Source organism: Streptomyces sp. Root431, assembly GCF_001426585.1.
Classification (GTDB): Bacteria; Actinomycetota; Actinomycetes; order Streptomycetales; family Streptomycetaceae; genus Streptomyces; species Streptomyces stackebrandtii.
Genome location: NZ_LMEI01000012.1, coordinates 196,909 through 216,671, shown reverse-complemented (window position 1 = coordinate 216,671; position 19,763 = coordinate 196,909). Strand labels below are relative to the sequence as shown.

The 19,763-nt window shown below is 68.7% G+C and carries 16 protein-coding genes; 7 read left to right on the top strand and 9 right to left on the bottom strand.

Annotated elements, in window-relative coordinates; translation table 11 throughout:
• Positions 1-147: 147 nt before the first annotated feature.
• From rplK to ASC82_RS23115, 7 genes are all read left to right on the top strand, one after another.
• On the top strand, positions 148-582 hold the full coding sequence (gene rplK, locus ASC82_RS23145) for a 50S ribosomal protein L11 (RefSeq protein ID WP_015035536.1): 435 nt from the start codon (positions 148-150) through the stop codon (positions 580-582).
• Positions 583-660: 78 nt separating this feature from the next.
• The gene (rplA, locus tag ASC82_RS23140; RefSeq protein ID WP_024755370.1) at positions 661-1,389 is read left to right on the top strand and encodes a 50S ribosomal protein L1; all 729 of its coding nucleotides are present in this window, start codon (positions 661-663) and stop codon (positions 1,387-1,389) included.
• A gap of 117 nt (positions 1,390-1,506) precedes the next feature.
• Positions 1,507-2,433, top strand: coding sequence for a hypothetical protein (locus ASC82_RS23135; protein WP_056651302.1), 927 nt, complete (start codon positions 1,507-1,509; stop codon positions 2,431-2,433).
• A 248-nt stretch (positions 2,434-2,681) separates the two neighbouring features.
• Positions 2,682-3,212 carry a 50S ribosomal protein L10 gene (gene rplJ / locus ASC82_RS23130; protein ID WP_030687887.1) on the top strand — a complete coding sequence of 177 codons (531 nt, stop codon included), beginning with the start codon at positions 2,682-2,684 and terminating at the stop codon, positions 3,210-3,212.
• 111 nt (positions 3,213-3,323) lie between these two features.
• Positions 3,324-3,707, top strand: a complete 384-nt coding sequence (rplL, locus tag ASC82_RS23125) for a 50S ribosomal protein L7/L12 (RefSeq protein ID WP_056651299.1) — start codon at positions 3,324-3,326, stop codon at positions 3,705-3,707.
• A gap of 549 nt (positions 3,708-4,256) precedes the next feature.
• Positions 4,257-7,739, top strand: a complete 3,483-nt coding sequence (rpoB, locus tag ASC82_RS23120; RefSeq protein WP_056651298.1) for a DNA-directed RNA polymerase subunit beta — start codon at positions 4,257-4,259, stop codon at positions 7,737-7,739.
• 108 nt (positions 7,740-7,847) lie between these two features.
• Positions 7,848-11,762, top strand: coding sequence for a DNA-directed RNA polymerase subunit beta' (locus ASC82_RS23115; protein ID WP_024755375.1), 3,915 nt, complete (start codon positions 7,848-7,850; stop codon positions 11,760-11,762).
• A 65-nt stretch (positions 11,763-11,827) separates the two neighbouring features.
• Here ASC82_RS23115 and ASC82_RS23110 read toward each other — a convergent pair whose 3' ends face one another.
• From ASC82_RS23110 to ASC82_RS23070, 9 genes are all read right to left on the bottom strand, one after another.
• Positions 11,828-12,091, bottom strand: a complete 264-nt coding sequence (locus ASC82_RS23110) for a hypothetical protein (RefSeq protein WP_056651295.1) — start codon at positions 12,089-12,091, stop codon at positions 11,828-11,830.
• On the bottom strand, positions 12,078-12,311 hold the full coding sequence (locus ASC82_RS23105; RefSeq protein WP_056651292.1) for a hypothetical protein: 234 nt from the start codon (positions 12,309-12,311) through the stop codon (positions 12,078-12,080). The genes ASC82_RS23110 and ASC82_RS23105 overlap by 14 nt, the downstream gene beginning before the upstream one ends.
• A 22-nt stretch (positions 12,312-12,333) precedes the next feature.
• Complete coding sequence (locus ASC82_RS23100; RefSeq protein ID WP_056651289.1) at positions 12,334-13,245, bottom strand: peptidoglycan-binding protein; 912 nt, start codon at positions 13,243-13,245, stop codon at positions 12,334-12,336.
• Between the two features lie 71 nt (positions 13,246-13,316).
• The gene (locus tag ASC82_RS23095) at positions 13,317-13,844 is read right to left on the bottom strand and encodes an ATP-binding protein (RefSeq protein WP_199862595.1); all 528 of its coding nucleotides are present in this window, start codon (positions 13,842-13,844) and stop codon (positions 13,317-13,319) included.
• A 32-nt stretch (positions 13,845-13,876) separates the two neighbouring features.
• The gene (locus ASC82_RS23090) at positions 13,877-14,587 is read right to left on the bottom strand and encodes a hypothetical protein (protein WP_056651285.1); all 711 of its coding nucleotides are present in this window, start codon (positions 14,585-14,587) and stop codon (positions 13,877-13,879) included.
• Positions 14,587-15,687 (bottom strand): hypothetical protein, encoded by a 1,101-nt coding sequence (locus ASC82_RS23085; RefSeq protein ID WP_056651282.1) that lies wholly within the window; start codon positions 15,685-15,687, stop codon positions 14,587-14,589. The genes ASC82_RS23090 and ASC82_RS23085 overlap by 1 nt, the downstream gene beginning before the upstream one ends.
• Before the next feature lie 12 nt (positions 15,688-15,699).
• Positions 15,700-16,836: a hypothetical protein gene (locus tag ASC82_RS23080; RefSeq protein WP_056651278.1), complete on the bottom strand. Its 1,137-nt coding sequence runs from the start codon at positions 16,834-16,836 to the stop codon at positions 15,700-15,702.
• Positions 16,837-16,868: 32 nt separating this feature from the next.
• Positions 16,869-18,161, bottom strand: coding sequence for a hypothetical protein (locus tag ASC82_RS30705; RefSeq protein WP_056651274.1), 1,293 nt, complete (start codon positions 18,159-18,161; stop codon positions 16,869-16,871).
• Between the two features lie 85 nt (positions 18,162-18,246).
• Positions 18,247-19,443, bottom strand: a complete 1,197-nt coding sequence (locus ASC82_RS23070) for a hypothetical protein (RefSeq protein WP_056651271.1) — start codon at positions 19,441-19,443, stop codon at positions 18,247-18,249.
• Positions 19,444-19,763: the final 320 nt, after the last annotated feature.

Sequence of the window (19,763 nt, the reverse complement as noted above, 5' to 3'; positions counted from 1 at the left end):
TCCGACCAGGTCAGAGTGGCTCTCACAGCCGCTCTGACCTGCTCGGTTTTTGGCCGCGCGTCTATACCCGTTATCGTTGTGCGGTATGCCTGCATCCGGATGACCGGAAGGCGGGCTGAACACTCTCACTAGGACCCGGAGAGAGCAATGCCTCCCAAGAAGAAGAAGGTCACGGGGCTTATCAAGCTCCAGATCAACGCCGGTGCGGCGAACCCGGCCCCGCCGGTCGGCCCCGCGCTCGGTCAGCACGGCGTCAACATCATGGAGTTCTGCAAGGCCTACAACGCCGCGACCGAGTCGCAGCGTGGCATGGTCGTGCCGGTGGAGATCACGGTCTACGAGGACCGCACCTTCACCTTCATCACCAAGACTCCGCCGGCCGCCAAGCTGATCCTCAAGGCCGCTGGTGTGGACAAGGGCTCCGGCGAGCCGCACAAGACCAAGGTCGCCAAGCTCACGGCCGCCCAGGTCCGCGAGATCGCCACGGTCAAGCTCCCCGACCTGAACGCCAACGACCTGGACGCCGCGTCCAAGATCATCGCTGGCACCGCCCGCTCCATGGGCATCACGGTCGAGGGCTGATCACCCCCCTCGTGACCTAGTGGTAGGGCCCGCGCCGGCCCGCACCACGACTCCACACCTGAACCAACAGGAGAAGAAGTGAAGCGCAGCAAGGCTCTCCGCGCCGCGGACGCCAAGATCGACCGGGAGCGCAACTACGCCCCCCTCGAGGCCGTCCGTCTCGCCAAGGACACCGCCGCCACCAAGTTCGACGGAACCGTCGAGGTCGCCTTCCGCCTGGGCGTCGACCCGCGCAAGGCCGACCAGATGGTCCGCGGCACCGTGAACCTCCCGCACGGCACCGGCAAGACCGCCCGGGTCCTGGTCTTCGCGACCGGTGACCGTGCCGAGGCCGCGATCGCCGCTGGCGCCGACATCGTCGGCTCCGACGAGCTCATCGACGAGATCTCCAAGGGCAACCGCCTGAACGAGTTCGACGCCGTTGTGGCCACCCCGGACCTCATGGGCAAGGTCGGCCGCCTCGGCCGCGTCCTCGGCCCGCGTGGTCTCATGCCGAACCCCAAGGTCGGCACCGTCACCCCCGATGTCGCGAAGGCTGTCAACGACATCAAGGGCGGCAAGATCGAGTTCCGCGTCGACAAGCACTCGAACCTGCACTTCATCATCGGCAAGGTCTCCTTCGACGAGACGAAGCTGGTCGAGAACTACGCCGCGGCCCTGGACGAGATCCTTCGTCTGAAGCCGTCCGCCGCCAAGGGCCGCTACATCAAGAAGGCGACCCTGACGACGACGATGGGCCCCGGCATCCCGCTGGACTCCAACCGCACCCGTAACCTCCTCGTCGAGGAGGACCCGGCCGCGGTCTGAACCTCACCGGTTCACTGAGTGGTCAACAGGCCCTCGCCTCTCTCCGGAGAGGCGGGGGCCTGTTCTTTGTTACGGTTCAAAGGACCGTAAAGACGCAGCAAGGGGTGGGGAACACTCATGAACATGTCCGCATGGAAGCGCGCGGGCGTCGCTCTGACGGCCACGGCCGTCGTCGTGGGCGTCGCGGGGTGTCAGGACGGCGAGGGGAAGGCCGCCGACGCGCCGAAGACGCAGAGCCTGGGCGACGTCACGAAGGTCATCCAGGCCGCGTACCAGAAGACCTCGGAGGCCAAGGCCGCCAAGGTCAAGATGACGATGAGCATGGAGGGTGCCGGCGCGGACTCGGGCACCGCCGAGCTGACCGGCGTCCAGGGCTGGGGCCCCTCGGTGATGGACATCACCATGAAGGGCTCCATGCTGAGCGCGGCCGGCGCCGGCGCCGGCGGCGAGGCCCCCGAGCAGGTCCGCATGATCATGCTCGACAACGTCATGTACATGGACATGGGCGCGAAGCAGGCCGCCGAGATGGACGGCAAGCGCTGGATGAAGCTGGACCTGATGGCCGCGGCGGACGCCGCCGGCGACAAGGCCCTCCAGAAGCAGATGACCGGCGGCCTGGAGAGCATGAACCAGGACCCGGCCCAGCAGCTCGCCCTGCTCCTCGACTCGCCGAACCTCAAGCACGTCGGCGCCGAGAAGGTCAACGGCATGGAGACGCAGCACTACAAGGGGACGCTCACGGTCGAGCAGATGCTCAAGGCCGGCGACTCCTCGAAGCTGCTCCCCAAGGAGGACTACGACAAGCTCCTCGCCAACGTGCAGAAGGCCGGCCTCAAGGGCTATGACACCGAGGTCTGGGTGAACGAGGACGGCTACCCGGCGCGCATGGACATCGGCATGAAGATGGCCGAGGGCTCGATGCAGATGCGGGCCGACTACAGCGACTACGGCACCAAGGCCGCGGTCCAGGCCCCGCCGGCCGAGGACACCCTGGACCTCTTCGAGATGCTCAAGGAGCTCGGCGAGGGCCTCAAGCAGAGCTGATTTGCCCGAACCGCAAGCCGTCACGTACGCTTCCACAGAAGCCAAAGACCGCTGGTCGTTGCTGTGCCCTACCGGGTGCGGTGGCCGAAGGATCCGCTGACAACGGACGACCCGCGCAGGTGACTGTGGATGGTTCCCGGACTTAATCGTTCGGTCGAGCTCAGCCCCGTGCGCCTGCGCCGGGGCGTTTTGTTTTGTTCAGCCTCCTTCTGAGCGGTCCTCATCACCCGGAAGGAGGCCGAAGCACTATGCCGACGCCCAACAAGGCTGCATCGGTGGCCGAGCTCAAGGACGCGTTCCAGAGCTCCAACGCCGCCGTGCTGACCGAGTACCGGGGTCTCACCGTTGCGCAGCTCAAGACGCTGCGTCGTTCGCTCGGTGAGAACGCCCAGTACGCCGTGGTGAAGAACACGCTGACCAAGATTGCGGCCAACGAGGCCGGGATCACCGCACTGGACGAGCACTTCGCTGGTCCGACCGCGGTCGCCTTCGTCACCGGTGACCCGGTGGAGTCGGCGAAGGCCCTGCGTGACTTCGCCAAGGAGAACCCGAACCTCATCATCAAGGCCGGTGTCCTTGACGGTAAGGCTCTCTCCGCCGACGACATCAAGAAGCTTGCGGACCTCGAGTCCCGCGAGGTTCTGCTCAGCAAGCTGGCCGGTGCCTTCAAGGGCAAGCAGTCTCAGGCTGCCTCGCTCTTCCAGGCGCTGCCGTCGAAGTTCGTCCGCACCGCGGAAGCGCTTCGCGTCAAGCTCGCCGAGCAGGGCGGTGCCGAGTAATTCGGCTCGCGCATTGATCCACGCCGCCTAGTGCGTGGGTCGTAGCGGGCCGTTACGCCCGCCTCTAAAGACACATCGGCACCTGCCGAATTAGTGGAAGGATCGCCCATCATGGCGAAGCTCTCTCAGGACGACCTCCTCGCCCAGTTCGAGGAGATGACCCTCATCGAGCTCTCCGAGTTCGTTAAGGCCTTCGAGGACAAGTTCGACGTCACCGCCGCCGCGGCCGTCGCCGTTGCCGGCCCGGGCGCCCCGGTCGCCGGTGCCGAGGCCGTCGAGGAGCAGGACGAGTTCGACGTCATCCTCGAGGGTGCCGGCGACAAGAAGATCCAGGTCATCAAGGTCGTGCGCGAGCTCACCTCCCTGGGCCTCAAGGAGGCCAAGGACCTCGTCGACGGCACCCCGAAGGCCGTCCTCGAGAAGGTCGCGAAGGAGGCCGCCGAGAAGGCTGCCGAGTCCCTCAAGGCCGCCGGCGCCACCGTCACGGTCAAGTAAGACCGTTTCGAGTCGCTGAAGCTGACTCCTGCCCCCGTGTAACGCGAGGGCATCGAAAGGCGATCACCCTTCTGGGTGGTCGCCTTTCGGCGTTCCCCGGGAAGGGCGTGGCGGGGTCCCCGAGGGCAGCCGGAGGCGGAGTATGGTGATCTTCGCCGTGCGCCCCGCAGACCGGGGGGCCTTGACGAACCGCACGCAGCGCGCAATTCTCAGGACGCGTCGTCACAACGATCCGTATCCGAGGCATGGATCGACGACTGAACGGGCAGTATCGAGGTGCGCCGCACGGCGCGAGGTACCGCGGAGTTGAGAGCAACGAGGGTCGCGAATTATTCGCCCTGGACATCAGTGAGCCGAGTGGCTACACTGACCCTTTGCGCTGCCTGTTAGCTGCCCCCTGCCCGTCACCAGGGGCATACCTTCGCATCCGCTTCGTGGACCGACCCCGTCTGACCTGGCCTTTTGGCCATCTCAGGAAACGTCTGCCGCAAAGCATTGCTGGGGACCGGTACGCGCGTAGTGAGTCCGAGCCCTCGGAAGGACCCCCTCTTGGCCGCCTCGCGCAACGCCTCGACCAATACGAACAACGGCGCAAGCACCGCCCCGCTGCGCATCTCCTTTGCAAAGATCAAGGAGCCCCTCGAGGTTCCGAACCTCCTCGCGCTGCAGACCGAGAGCTTTGACTGGCTGCTCGGCAACGCCGCCTGGAAGGCTCGCGTCGAGGCTGCCCTTGAGTCGGGACAGGACGTCCCCACGAAGTCCGGCCTGGAAGAGATCTTCGAGGAGATCTCGCCGATCGAGGACTTCTCCGGGTCGATGTCGCTGACCTTCCGCGACCACCGCTTCGAGCCGCCGAAGAACTCGATCGACGAGTGCAAGGACCGTGACTTCACGTACGGCGCCCCGCTCTTCGTCACCGCCGAGTTCACCAACAACGAGACCGGCGAGATCAAGTCTCAGACGGTCTTCATGGGCGACTTCCCGCTCATGACCAACAAGGGCACCTTCGTCATCAACGGCACCGAGCGTGTCGTGGTGTCGCAGCTGGTCCGTTCGCCCGGCGTCTACTTCGACTCCTCGATCGACAAGACGTCCGACAAGGACATCTTCTCCGCCAAGATCATCCCGTCCCGGGGTGCCTGGCTGGAGATGGAGATCGACAAGCGCGACCTGGTCGGTGTCCGCATCGACCGCAAGCGCAAGCAGTCGGTCACCGTTCTGCTGAAGGCTCTCGGCTGGACCACCGAGCAGATCCTGCAGGAGTTCGGCGAGTACGAGTCCATGCGCGCCACCCTGGAGAAGGACCACACCCAGGGCCAGGACGACGCGCTGCTCGACATCTACCGCAAGCTGCGTCCGGGCGAGCCGCCGACCCGTGAGGCCGCTCAGACGCTGCTCGAGAACCTCTACTTCAACCCGAAGCGCTACGACCTCGCGAAGGTCGGCCGCTACAAGGTGAACAAGAAGCTCGGCGCCGACGAGCCGCTGGACGCCGGCGTGCTCACCACCGATGACGTCATCGCCACGATCAAGTACCTGGTCAAGCTCCACGCGGGCGAGACCGAGACGGTCGGCGAGAACGGCAACGAGATCGTCGTCGAGACCGACGACATCGACCACTTCGGCAACCGTCGTCTGCGCAACGTCGGCGAGCTCATCCAGAACCAGGTCCGCACGGGTCTGGCTCGTATGGAGCGCGTCGTCCGCGAGCGGATGACCACCCAGGACGTCGAGGCGATCACGCCGCAGACCCTGATCAACATCCGGCCGGTCGTCGCCTCCATCAAGGAGTTCTTCGGCACCAGCCAGCTGTCCCAGTTCATGGACCAGAACAACCCGCTGTCGGGTCTGACGCACAAGCGTCGTCTCTCGGCGCTGGGCCCTGGTGGTCTGTCCCGTGAGCGGGCCGGCTTCGAGGTCCGAGACGTGCACCCGTCCCACTACGGACGCATGTGCCCGATCGAGACCCCGGAAGGCCCGAACATCGGTCTGATCGGTTCGCTCGCCTCGTACGGCCGCGTCAACGCGTTCGGCTTCATCGAGACGCCGTACCGCAAGGTCGTCGACGGCCAGGTCACCGACGAGGTCGACTACGTCACCGCCGACGAGGAGGACCGCTTCGTCATCGCGCAGGCCAACGCCGCGCTCAACGACGACATGCGGCTCACCGAGAACCGCGTCCTGGTGCGTAAGCGTGGCGGCGAGGTCGACTACGTCCTGCCGTCCGAGGTCGACTACATGGACGTCTCGCCGCGCCAGATGGTGTCGGTCGCGACCGCCATGATCCCGTTCCTCGAGCACGACGACGCCAACCGTGCCCTCATGGGCGCGAACATGATGCGTCAGGCGGTGCCGCTGATTAAGTCGGAGGCCCCGCTCGTCGGTACCGGCATGGAGTACCGCTGTGCCACCGACGCCGGCGACGTGCTCAAGGCCGAGAAGGACGGTGTCGTCCAGGAGCTGTCGGCCGACTACGTCACGGTCGCCAACGACGACGGCACGTACATCACGTACCGCCTGCACAAGTTCTCGCGCTCGAACCAGGGCACCTCGGTCAACCAGAAGGTCGTCGTCGACGAGGGCGACCGCGTGATCGAGGGCCAGGTCCTCGCCGACGGTCCCGCCACCGAAGACGGCGAGATGGCGCTCGGCAAGAACCTGCTCGTGGCGTTCATGCCGTGGGAGGGTCACAACTACGAGGACGCGATCATCCTGTCGCAGCGCCTCGTGCAGGACGACGTCCTCTCCTCGATCCACATCGAGGAGCACGAGGTCGACGCCCGTGACACCAAGCTGGGTCCGGAGGAGATCACCCGGGACATCCCGAACGTCTCCGAGGAGGTCCTCGCCGACCTCGACGAGCGCGGCATCATCCGTATCGGTGCCGAGGTCGTCGCCGGCGACATCCTCGTCGGCAAGGTCACGCCCAAGGGTGAGACCGAGCTGACCCCGGAGGAGCGTCTGCTCCGCGCGATCTTCGGTGAGAAGGCCCGTGAGGTCCGTGACACCTCGCTGAAGGTGCCCCACGGCGAGATCGGCAAGATCATCGGCGTCCGCGTCTTCGACCGCGAGGAGGGCGACGAGCTTCCCCCGGGCGTGAACCAGCTGGTCCGCGTCTACGTCGCCCAGAAGCGCAAGATCACCGACGGTGACAAGCTCGCCGGCCGTCACGGCAACAAGGGTGTCATCTCCAAGATCCTTCCGATCGAGGACATGCCCTTCCTTGAGGACGGCACGCCGGTCGACATCATCCTCAACCCGCTGGGTGTCCCGTCCCGAATGAACCCGGGACAGGTCCTGGAGATCCACCTCGGCTGGCTCGCCAGCCGCGGCTGGGACGTCTCCGGTCTCGCGGACGAGTGGGCGCAGCGCCTCCAGGCGATCGGCGCCGACCAGGTCGCCCCCGGCACCAACGTCGCGACCCCGGTCTTCGACGGTGCGCGTGAGGACGAGCTCGCGGGCCTGCTGAACCACACCATCCCGAACCGCGACGGCGAGCGCATGGTGCTCCCGACCGGTAAGGCGAGGCTGTTCGACGGCCGCTCCGGCGAGCCGTTCCCGGACCCGATCTCGGTCGGGTACATGTACATCCTCAAGCTCCACCACCTGGTCGACGACAAGCTGCACGCTCGGTCGACCGGTCCCTACTCGATGATCACCCAGCAGCCGCTGGGTGGTAAGGCCCAGTTCGGTGGCCAGCGCTTCGGTGAGATGGAGGTGTGGGCGCTGGAGGCTTATGGCGCCGCGTACGCCCTCCAGGAGCTGCTGACGATCAAGTCCGACGACGTGACCGGCCGCGTGAAGGTCTACGAGGCCATCGTCAAGGGCGAGAACATCCCTGAGCCCGGCATCCCCGAGTCCTTCAAGGTGCTCATCAAGGAGATGCAGTCCCTGTGCCTCAACGTGGAGGTGCTCTCTTCGGACGGCATGTCCATCGAGATGCGCGACACCGACGAGGACGTCTTCCGCGCAGCGGAGGAGCTCGGTATCGACCTGTCCCGGCGCGAGCCGAGCAGCGTCGAAGAGGTCTGACGGGAGTCCGGACCGGGGATTCGGTGAAGCATCGCTGAATCCCCGGCCGGCCCCAGGACCCCCGTTCCAGACCCCAAGACTTACAACCCTGAGAGGGATTGACGCATAGTGCTCGACGTCAACTTCTTCGACGAGCTCCGGATCGGTCTGGCTACCGCTGACGACATCCGTCAGTGGAGCCACGGCGAGGTCAAGAAGCCGGAGACCATCAACTACCGCACGCTCAAGCCCGAGAAGGACGGACTCTTCTGCGAGAAGATCTTCGGTCCGACCCGGGACTGGGAGTGCTACTGCGGCAAGTACAAGCGTGTCCGCTTCAAGGGCATCATCTGTGAGCGGTGTGGCGTCGAGGTCACCCGCGCCAAGGTGCGTCGTGAGCGGATGGGCCACATCGAGCTCGCCGCTCCCGTCACCCACATCTGGTACTTCAAGGGCGTCCCGTCGCGCCTCGGATACCTGCTCGACCTCGCCCCGAAGGACCTCGAGAAGGTCATCTACTTCGCGGCGTACATGATCACGTTCGTCGACGACGAGCGTCGTACGCGTGACCTGCCCTCCCTCGAGGCGCACGTCTCCGTCGAGCGTCAGCAGATCGAGAACCGTCGCGACTCCGACCTGGAGGCCCGCGCCAAGAAGCTCGAGAACGACCTGGCCGAGCTTGAGGCCGAGGGTGCGAAGGCGGACGTGCGCCGCAAGGTGCGCGAGGGTGCCGAGCGCGAGATGAAGCAGCTGCGCGACCGTGCGCAGCGCGAGATCGACCGTCTGGACGAGGTCTGGTCGCGCTTCAAGAACCTCAAGGTCCAGGACCTGGAGGGCGACGAGCTCCTCTACCGCGAGCTGCGTGACCGCTTCGGCACGTACTTCGACGGCTCGATGGGTGCGGCTGCCCTGCAGAAGCGCCTGGAGTCCTTCGACCTCGAGGAGGAGGCCGAGCGCCTCCGCGAGATCATCCGCACCGGCAAGGGCCAGAAGAAGACCCGTGCGCTCAAGCGCCTCAAGGTCGTCTCCGCGTTCCTGCAGACCGCGAACAGCCCCAAGGGCATGGTTCTCGACTGCGTGCCGGTCATCCCGCCGGACCTGCGTCCGATGGTGCAGCTGGACGGTGGCCGCTTCGCGACCTCCGACCTGAACGACCTGTACCGCCGCGTGATCAACCGCAACAACCGTCTGAAGCGTCTGCTCGACCTCGGTGCCCCCGAGATCATCGTGAACAACGAGAAGCGGATGCTCCAGGAGGCGGTCGACGCCCTCTTCGACAACGGCCGTCGTGGTCGCCCGGTCACGGGCCCCGGCAACCGTCCGCTGAAGTCCCTCAGCGACATGCTGAAGGGCAAGCAGGGTCGATTCCGTCAGAACCTGCTCGGCAAGCGTGTGGACTACTCCGCGCGTTCCGTCATCGTCGTCGGTCCGCAGCTGAAGCTGCACCAGTGTGGTCTGCCGAAGGCCATGGCGCTGGAGCTCTTCAAGCCGTTCGTGATGAAGCGCCTGGTCGACCTGAACCACGCGCAGAACATCAAGAGCGCCAAGCGGATGGTCGAGCGCGGCCGCACGGTCGTGTACGACGTCCTCGAAGAGGTCATCGCCGAGCACCCGGTTCTGCTGAACCGTGCGCCCACGCTGCACCGCCTCGGCATCCAGGCCTTCGAGCCCCAGCTGGTCGAGGGCAAGGCCATCCAGATCCACCCGCTCGTCTGCACCGCGTTCAACGCGGACTTCGACGGTGACCAGATGGCCGTGCACCTGCCGCTCTCCGCGGAGGCGCAGGCCGAGGCCCGCATCCTGATGCTGTCCTCGAACAACATCCTGAAGCCGGCCGACGGCCGTCCGGTCACGATGCCGACCCAGGACATGGTCCTCGGTCTGTTCTTCCTGACCACCGACGGTGAGCTCCGTGACACCAAGGGCGAGGGCCGCGCGTTCGGCTCCACGGCCGAGGCGATCATGGCGTTCGACGCCGGCGAGCTGGCGCTGCAGTCCGAGATCGACATCCGCTTCCCCGTCGGCACGGTCGCTCCCCGCGGCTGGGTTCCCCCGGTCACGGAGGAGGGTGACGACTCCGTCGCCGCCGGTGAGTGGCAGCAGGGCGACTCGTTCCGTCTGCGGACGACCCTGGGCCGCGCGCTCTTCAACGAGCTGCTGCCCGAGGACTACCCGTTCGTCGACTACTCCGTCGGCAAGAAGCAGCTCTCCGAGATCGTCAACGACCTCGCCGAGCGCTACCCCAAGGTCATCGTGGCGGCGACGCTCGACAACCTGAAGGCGGCGGGCTTCTACTGGGCGACCCGTTCCGGCGTCACCGTGGCCATCTCCGACGTCGTCGTTCCCGAGGCGAAGAAGGAGATCGTCAAGGGCTACGAGGCGCAGGACGAGAAGGTCCAGAAGCAGTACGAGCGCGGCCTGATCACCAAGGAAGAGCGCACGCAGGAGCTCATCGCGATCTGGACCAAGGCGACCAACGAGGTTGCCGAGGCGATGAACGCGAACTTCCCCAAGACGAACCCCATCTTCATGATGGTTGACTCGGGTGCCCGAGGAAACATGATGCAGATGCGTCAGATCGCCGGTATGCGTGGTCTGGTGTCGAACGCCAAGAACGAGACGATCCCGCGTCCCATCAAGGCGTCGTTCCGCGAGGGCCTCACCGTCCTCGAGTACTTCATCTCCACGCACGGTGCCCGTAAGGGTCTCGCCGACACCGCCCTGCGTACCGCCGACTCGGGTTACCTGACCCGTCGTCTGGTGGACGTCTCGCAGGACGTCATCATCCGCGAGGAGGACTGTGGCACCGAGCGCGGTCTGAAGCTGCGGATCGCGGCCAAGGACGAGGCCGGTGTCCTGCGGAAGACGGACGACGTCGAGACCTCCGTGTACGCGCGGATGCTCGCCGAGGACGTCGTCGTCGACGGCAAGGTCATCGCGCCTGCCAACGTCGACCTGGGTGACGTGCTCATCGACGCCCTCGTCAACGCGGGCGTCGAGGAGGTCAAGACCCGTTCGGTCCTGACCTGTGAGTCCGCCGTCGGTACGTGTGCGTTCTGCTACGGCCGTTCGCTCGCCACCGGCAAGCTGGTCGACATCGGTGAGGCGGTCGGCATCATCGCCGCCCAGTCCATCGGTGAGCCCGGTACCCAGCTGACGATGCGTACCTTCCACACCGGTGGTGTGGCCGGTGACGACATCACCCAGGGTCTGCCCCGTGTCGTCGAGCTCTTCGAGGCTCGTCAGCCCAAGGGTGTCGCCCCGATCTCGGAGGCGGCCGGCCGCATCCGCATCGAGGAGACAGAGAAGACCAAGAAGATCGTCGTCACCCCGGACGACGGCACCGACGAGACGGCGTTCCCGATCTCGAAGCGTGCCCGTCTGCTCGTGGGCGAGGGCGACCACGTCGAGGTGGGCCAGAAGCTCACCGTGGGTGCCACCAACCCGCACGACGTGCTGCGGATCCTCGGTCAGCGTGCGGTCCAGGTCCACCTGGTCGCCGAGGTCCAGAAGGTCTACAACTCGCAGGGCGTGTCGATCCACGACAAGCACATCGAGATCATCATCCGGCAGATGCTGCGCCGCGTGACGATCATCGAGTCCGGCGACGCGGAGCTGCTGCCGGGCGAGCTCGTCGAGCGCTCGAAGTTCGAGACCGAGAACCGTCGTGTGGTCACCGAGGGCGGTCACCCCGCCTCCGGCCGTCCGCAGCTGATGGGTATCACCAAGGCCTCGCTCGCCACCGAGTCGTGGCTGTCGGCGGCGTCCTTCCAGGAGACGACCCGGGTTCTGACCGACGCGGCGATCAACGCCAAGTCGGACTCCCTGGTCGGCCTCAAGGAGAACGTCATCATCGGTAAGCTCATCCCGGCCGGTACGGGCCTCGCCCGCTACCGCAACATCCGGGTCGAGCCGACCGAAGAGGCCAAGGCCGCGATGTACTCGGCCGTCGGCTACGACGACATCGACTACTCGCCGTTCGGCTCGGGCTCCGGCCAGGCCGTTCCGCTGGAGGACTACGACTACGGTCCGTACAACCAGTAAGTAGTGGTGCGAAGGGCGGTCACCCCGGTTACGGGGTGACCGCCCTTCGGCGTACCCGGCCGCTCCTACCGGGCGGCCAGTTCCCAGACCGCGACGAGCACGCCCGCGCTCGCGGTGAGCGCGGCGATGCTGGCCAGCGGCCAGCGGGCGCGCTCCAGGGCGTCGAGCCGGGCCTCGTGGTCGGCGAGCTGTTTGTCGGTCTGGTCGCTGCGCTGGACGAGCAGCGCGAGCGAGCCGTCGACGCGGGCGAAGCCGGCCTCCAGGGTGCCGCGGAGGCGTTCCAGTTCGAGGGCGACGGCGACGGGGTCGTTCGGGTCAGACTCGGTCATCGGCACCGCCCGGGGTGCTGCGCAGCCAGGACGGCAGCAGGTTCTGCACCGCGTCGAGGGCCATCACCCGGGTCAGTCCGCCGGCGACGGCCAGCGCCCCGGCGACCCAGGGGAGGGTCGCGGGGACGCCGGAGGCGTCGACGATCGCGGGGAGCACGACGGCGATGCCGACGGCGGACTGGAGGACGGTGCGGGCCGTGCGCTTGGCGGCATCGGACATCGGGGTCTCCTCTCGTGCGGGGTTACTTCGTGTACGGGACCTTCAGGGCGTTCCAGGAGGCGGCGCCCGGGATGCCGTCGGCGTCGGTGCCGCGGAAGCCGAGCTTGTGCTGCCACTTGGCGTAGCTGAGCCGGTCGGCCTCGCCCCAGCGGGGGCCGGGGCCGACGGTGTACGCGGAGCAGCCTTCGGCGACGAGGCGGCGGCCCATCGCCGTGATGACCGGGGAGCTCGTCTCCTTGCGGAAGAACGAGGTGCCCGGGAAGGGGTGGAGCCGGGGGGCGGCCGGCTTTCCGGCGGCGGGGGTGTTCTTGGCGGGGGCCTTGTTGAGGCGGGCCTGGACGCGGTCGCGCATCGTCGGCATGCCGAAGCCCTTGGGGTCGCTCTTCCAGTCGGACCACTCCAGGTGGCCGATGACGGACCTGGCGCCCCAGCCGTGGGCGCGGCAGAGGGCGGTGGAGACGCGTTCGATGGCGTCGAGCTGGGCGGCCGGCCAGGGGTCGGTGCCGTTGCCGAGGTTGATGCACTCGAAGCCGTAGAAGCGGGAGTTCCCGTCGACGGCGTTCGGGCTGCCCTGGTGGGCGCGGGGGGCCGGCGGGCGGTCCCCGTACGTCTCGCTGATCACGGCTTGGAGGACGGAGGGGTCGCCGCCGCCGGCGTGGTTGGCGCGGCCGTTGGCGACGAGGTGGACGGTGCCGTCCTTGGCGATGACGCCGTGGCAGAGCGGTCCGGGGAGGCCTTCGTAGCCGTTGAAGCAGAGCTCGACGGAGGAGGCGGTGCCGGTGGAGACGGTGTGGTGGATCATCACGCCGGTGACGGGGCCCCAGGCGCCGGTGTGATTGCGGTTGTGGGTGCGCCAGCCGGGGTGTTCGACGACGGTGACGCCTTCGGCGCGGAGTGCGGCGAGGAGCCGGTCCGCGGGCAGGGGAGTGGCCATCTGGTGTCCTCCGGACATGAAGAAGGCCCGCACTCGGGCGGGCGGACGTACGGGTGGGGCGCGGGTAGCGGCTACTCGGCCGGGGTGGAATCCGGGGTCTTGGGCGTCTCGGAGCCGGGCTGCTCCGGGGTCGTCTCGGGGGTGGGCTCCGGGGTCGGCGCCGGGTCCGGCGTGGGGGTCGGCGCCGGGTCCGGCGTGGGGGTCGGGTCCGGGGTCGGCGTCGGCGTCGGGTCCGGGGCCGGCGGCGCCCAGGTGGCGCAGAGCGCGGCGTAGGCCGCCCGCCGGGACTCGAAGTCCGCGAGCGCGGCGGCGACGGCGTCGCGGACGGCCTCCGGGTTCGGCCCGACGGGCAGGCCGCCCTGGGCGTTGAGGATGACGAGTCCGCTGCCGCGCAGCGCGGAGCCGGCCGCGCCGGTCTCGCCGAGCTGGGCGGTCACGTACACCTGCGGGTACTCGCCGGTCATCGGGTCCACCTCCAGCGCGCCGCCGAGGGTGGTGTCGTAGATGCGGACGTCGAGCGTGTGGCCGCTGTCGGTGACGGTGGCGCGGCCTGCGTAGTCGATGGCCACGCCCCAGGGCTGGGCCGGGTCGATGATCATGCGGGGGTTCCTCTCCATGGGGGCGGGACTGCTCAGCTCTGGGTGCCGTACATCAGCACCGGCTTGGCGTAGACGGTGCCGGAGGCGCTGGTGACCCGGGCCTGGATCTCGATCTTGGCGGTGGTGCCGAAGCGCGTCGTGATGTCGGCGACGATGGCGTCGGTGACGTCGAACTGGCTGCCGGCGGCGACGACCCCGCCGAACTGCGTGGCGCCGTCGATGATCACCTTCACCTCGCCGGTCGCGCCCGCGCTGGCCCGGGTCTCCATGAGCAGGCGCATCCGCGGCTGCCAGACCGGGTTGTAGGAGCGGGCGATCGTCGCCCAGGTGTTGAGCGAGGTGGTCGCCGGCCAGTTCGCGGAGGCGAGGTCCTGCGGCGGCAGCATCGCGAGCCAGGGCCGGGCGAGGCCGCCCTTGACGATGTCGTCGGAGAAGACCTCGTGACCGTACGAGTCGTACAGCCGCAGCACCTGCCGGGTGGTGTCGCTGCCGCTGCCGTTGTAGAGCGCGATGGCCAGCTCGCCGGTCTGGCGGCGCATCGCCACCCCGTACTCGCTCTTCTCCGGGTCCTCGTCCCACTTGCCGACCTGGAGGACCGACGTGCCGTTCGGCAGCCTGACGTTGAACGCGCCGTCGGTGACCTCGTTCTGGGCGGGCCGGGTGTTGACCGCGGTGGACAGCGCCTGGATCCGGCGCTCCATCTGGGTGAGCCGGTCGATGATGTCCTCGGGCAGCTGGGGCATCAGGCCTCCTCAAGGTAGAGCTCGGCGGTGTCCGGGCGGCCGCGCTCCGGCGGCCTGACCTTGACGCCGATGATGCGGTAGCGGGCGTCGAGGCCGGGGGTGTGCCACTCGTCGGTGATCCGGATCCGGGCGGAGCGGCCGAGCAGCGCCGGCGGGACGACCCCGCCGAGCCGGATGGTGATCTCGGGGATCACGACGGCGCCGGCGGCCTGGGTGAGCTCGGTGTCGGCGACCTTCTCCAGGGTGGCCTGGGAGGTGATCTCGTTGTGGTCCGAGGACAGGTCGATCCGCGGCCAGCCGCCCTTGATCAGCGGGGATTCCTTCTCGCCCGAGAACAGCGGCCGGGATTCGGCGGCGGCGTTGGAGTTGATCGACGCGCCGCGCGCCATGGAGGTGGTGCCGCCGCGGGTCGCGTCGCGCGGGAAGGAGTACGACAGGATCGTGCCGGGCCGGTCGAAGACCAGATCGGTGGCGCCGGTACGGATCTTGGGGGCGCCGAGCCGGAGCTGCCGGATCCGCCGCCCGTCGACCGGGTCCCGGTAGACCATGATCTGGTACTCGAAGCCGTCGTCGAGGGAGGCGAGCTGTTCGAGCGCCTCCGAGTAGAGGGTCTCGTCGCCCTTGCGCCAGCTCGCGGTCCGCTTGGTCGTGGAGACCTCCTCGCCGGGCTCGACGGAGATGTTGCCGCCGAGGGGCTTCTGGAGCTCCTCCCAGAGCTTCCGGGCGATCGCCAGCTGGTCGGTGGGCGTCGTGACGTCGATCTTCGTACGGATGCGGCGGCGCGCGGCGTACGAGTCGAAGGTCGCGGCCTGGATGGACAGGGTCAGCACCCCGCGCTCGCTGCTCTGCAGCGTGCTGGTCCAGATGATGCCGCCCCACCACAGGTCGCCGCCGCGCTCCAGGTAGACCGCGGTGCGGCCCTCCTGGACCTGGCGGACGCGCGTGGCGATCTCCCGGTCGGGGATGGGGATGGTGCCGGAGAGGGAGCCGGCCTTGCCGATGTAGTCGTCGAACTGGACGTCCCGCAGGGGCAGGATGTCGATGGTCTGGTCCGAGAGCAGATCGCAGAAGATCGCCCGGTAGGGGGTGTCGAGTGCCATCGCGTTCCTCCCTTACAGGACGTAGGTGGCGGAGACGGACGTGACGCCGCCGTTGCGGATGATCGCGGTCGGGGTCCAGGAGCGCAGCGTGACCATCCCGATGGCGTTGATGCTGGCGCAGCCGGTGGCCATGGTGTCGCTGGCCAGCGCCTCGAAGGCGACGCCCGGGAACCAGCCGGGGGGCAGGGCGCACATCGGCTGGTCGCTGATGTAGCCGTTGGCGCCCGCGGTGATGTCGGCGCCGGTGCGAGTGACGCTGATCCTGACCGTGGCGATGCCGCGGGTGCGGCGCGCGGCGTAGGTGGCGGTCCAGCCGCCGTAGGCGTTCAGCGAGCCCGATGCGGTCTCGACCTCCACCGGAGGGTGGTAGGTGGCCCAGACGGTGCCGTTCCAGCGCTGGAGGACCCCGTTCGCCTCGCGGAACTGCCCCGTGTAACTGCCGGCGTTCAGCGTGCCGTTGGCGGCGATGCCGCCGACCTCCTTGGGGTACGCGACCCAGGCGGTGCCGTCCCAGCGCTGGAGGAAGTGCGCGTTGTCGTTGTCCTGGTACTGGCCCGGGTAGGAGCCGGGCACGGCCGCGTTGTTGTAGACGGGCAGGATGCCGCCGACGCCCGCCGTCGTGACGCGCAGGTCGGTGACGATACCGGTCCCCGACCAGAGGATGCCGTTGGAGCCGGCGGAGGCGCCGGCCACCACCTTGACGCTGAACAGGGGGAGGGAGACCGGGGGCGCCGCCGGGGCCACGGGGGCGGCGGACGGGGTGCCCTTGATGATCTCGATGGCGGCCTCGCTCCGCTTCGAGCTGTCGTACTGGTCGTCGTACACGCGGAGGACGACGAGGTCGATCCGGGCGTTCAGCGGGTCGCCGTCGGCGAAGGTGACGACGGTGTCCTGGTCGAGCACGACGGGGTAGGTGCCCTGGACGGCCGGCCCCTGGACGACCGCCCGGCCGGCGTAGACGGTGGCGGTCATCGGGCCGTTGCCGCTCATCCACAGGCCGCCGACGCGGAACTTGCCGTCGCCGGTGCCGGGCAGGATGCCGGAGCGGGCGGTGAGCGGAGCGGCCGGGGTGGTGGCGCCGACGGAGATGTGGCGGGTGCCCTGGCGGGTCTGTCCTGAGGTGGCGAGCCAACCGGTGTGCAAGGTCATGGGTTCTCCCGGGAGGTGGTGGCGGGCGGCGGTTACGGAAGCGGGTCGACCTTGATGAACGTGTTGTCGTAACCGGCCTTGAGGCCCGTGGAGTTGGTGATGATCCGGTAGAAGGCCGTGAGGTTGTACGTCGCGCCCGCGGTCAGGTTCGACAGCCGGCGCGTGGTGGACACCGAGATCAGGTGCGGGCTGGCGGCGAGCGTCGCGTACTCGTCGTCGAGGTCGCCGACGACCGTGGCTCCCTGGGTGAGCTTGAGCGCCATGAACGCGTAGTGGTCGGCGCTGTGGGACTTCAGGCGGCAGCCGAAGCTGACCACGACGGCCTTCGAGGCCGGGGCGACGAAGTTGAGCGTGAGCGGGTTCGTCGCGCGCCCCGCGAGCGTCGAGGTCCACGTGATCGACGTGGTGTCGCCGTAGTCGCTGTTGTCGACGAACGACGTCCCGGGCACCGCCGGCCCCCACACCGTGCCGTTCCAGCGCTGGAGGGTGCCGCCGGCATCCCGGTACTGGCCCGCGTAGGTGCCGTTGGTGATCGTGCCGGCCGGGGCGATGCCGCCGATCGGCACCCAGGCGCCGCCGTCCCACCGCTGGAGGCTGCCGCCGGCGTCGCGGTACTGACCCGTGTAGCTGGCGGTGGAGACCGTGCCCGCGGGGGCGATGCCGCCCAGCGCGGACGGGTACGGCACCCAGGCGCTGCCGTCCCAGCGCTGGAGCGCGCCGCCGGAGTCCTGGTACTGGCCCGGGTAGGCGCCCCCGTGGACCGGCCCCTCGACCGGGAGGATGCCGCCGAGGGCGACGACCGGGGTGCGCAGGTCCTTCAGGGCGGTCGCCCACGGGATGCCGCCGTTGCCCGCGCTGACGGTGGCCGGGACGGTCACCTCGTACAGCACGAGGCTGCGCGCCGGGACGGCGGGCGCCTGCGGAGCCTGGGCGGGGACGCCCTTGATGATCTCGACCTTCGCCTCGTTGCGGTTCGAGGAGTCGTAGAGGTTGTCGTAGATCCGGATGACGATCAGGTCGATGCGGCCGTACTGGGCGTCGCCCGGTTCGAAGGTGACGTCCACGGAACTCGGCAGGGTCACCGGGTAGACGCCCTGGGAGATCTCGCCCTGGATCACGGCCCGGCCCTCGGAGACGGTCGCCGTCATGGCGGAGGCGCCGAAGGTCCAGAAGCCGGAGAGCCGGTGCTCGCCGGTGTACGAGCCCGGCAGGACGCCGGAGCGCACCTGGACGGGGTTGGTCAGCGTCGTCACGCCGGTCTGGGTGAGGCGGGTGTCCTCGCGGGTCTGGCCGGTCTCGGCGACCCAGCTGCTGCGCAGGTTCATGGGGTTGCTCCGTTCGAGGTGTTCGAGGTGTTCGAGGAGGTTGAGGTGTTCGAGGAGTCGGGGGACGGTGCGGCGTCCGCGGGTGTCAGGACCTGATCCATTCGGCGGAGAGGTTGCAGGCGTAGCCCGAGCCGCCGAGGGTCTTGATCGCCGCGGTGTGGCTCTGGTAGCCGGAGAGCTGGAGCGTCTCGCCGGCGACGAGCCTGATCAGGCCGCTGCCGCCCACGGATATGGCGCCGTTGCCGGCGGGGGTGAGCCAGGTCAGCCGGCCCTGTCCGACGCCGGCGACCGAGACGCGGGCGCCGCGCATGCCGGTCTGGGACTCGTTGGCCCAGGTGGCGTGTGCGGAGATCCGCCACCAGCCGGTGCGCGGCACTGTGTAGGTGTTGCTCGTGGTCCAGCCGGTGGCGTCGTCGACCTCGACGGTGGGCAGGTTGAGCACGGTCCAGGTGTTGGGCGGGACGCTCTGCGCCTGGGTGGTCAGCCACTGCGTGGCGCTGAACAGCACGGTCGAGGCGCCTTCGACGTACTGCCAGGAAGAACCGTTCCAGCGCTGCAGTCCGCCGCCGTTGTCCCGGTACTGGCCGGTGTAGGCGCCGTTCGTCGTGGTGCTCGGGGCGATGCCGCCGACGGGCTTGGGGTACGAGACCCAGGTCGTCCCGTCCCAGCGCTGGAGGAGTCCGGCGGTGTCGCGGTACTGGCCGACGTACGCGCCCTTGAAGCCGCTGGCGGGCAGGATGCCGCCGAGGGCCACGACCGGCCAGTGCAGGGTGGTGACCGCCGAGGTGGTCCACGGGATGCCGCCGGTGCCGGCCGAGGTGCCCTTCGGCACCAGGACCGAGTAGAGCGGGATCGTGCTGCCCGGTCCGCTCGCCGGGGCCGTGGGGGAGACGGCGGGGACGCCCTTGACCAGGCGCACCACCGCCTCCGTGGCACCGGTGCGGTCGTAGGCGTCATCGACGACGGCCAGCTCGATCAGGTCGATCCGGTCGTACATCGGGTCGCCGTCGGCGATGGTGAGCGACTCCGGGGAGGTGACGGCGACGAGGTAGGCGCCCTGGGCGGTGTCCTTGCCCTGGACGATCGCCCGGCCGGTGCCGATGGTGCACTGCATGGGCGAGCTGCCGGTGAGGACGAGACCGCCCGGCACGATGCCCGGGCGCGAGCGCAGCGGGGTCTCCTCGGCGCTCTGGCCACTGGGGGTGAGCAGGGCGGCGAGGGTGAGCCGGGTGTCCTCGCGGGTCTGGCCGGTGGTCTGGAGCCAAGCGGCGCGTACGGTCATGGGTCACCTCTCCGTGACGGTCGGGGTGGTGCGGTCAGGGGTGGGGATCGGGGGAGGGCCGGCCGGGCAACGGGCCCGGCCGGGCACTGAGGCAGGCCAGGGCATCAGGGCAGGCCCGGCAACAGGACAGACCCGGGCATCAGGACAGACCCGGGCCGGGTTCTGGGCAGGGGCCGGGCCCGCCAGGTTCTGGGCAGGGAACAGCGGCCCGGCCGGGGATCAGTGCCGGCGGGTGCAGGGCCGGCCGCGGGATCGGTGCAGGCCCGGCCTGAGGTCAGGCCCGGCCCGAGGTCAGGCCCGGCCAGGGATCAGAGGCGGCC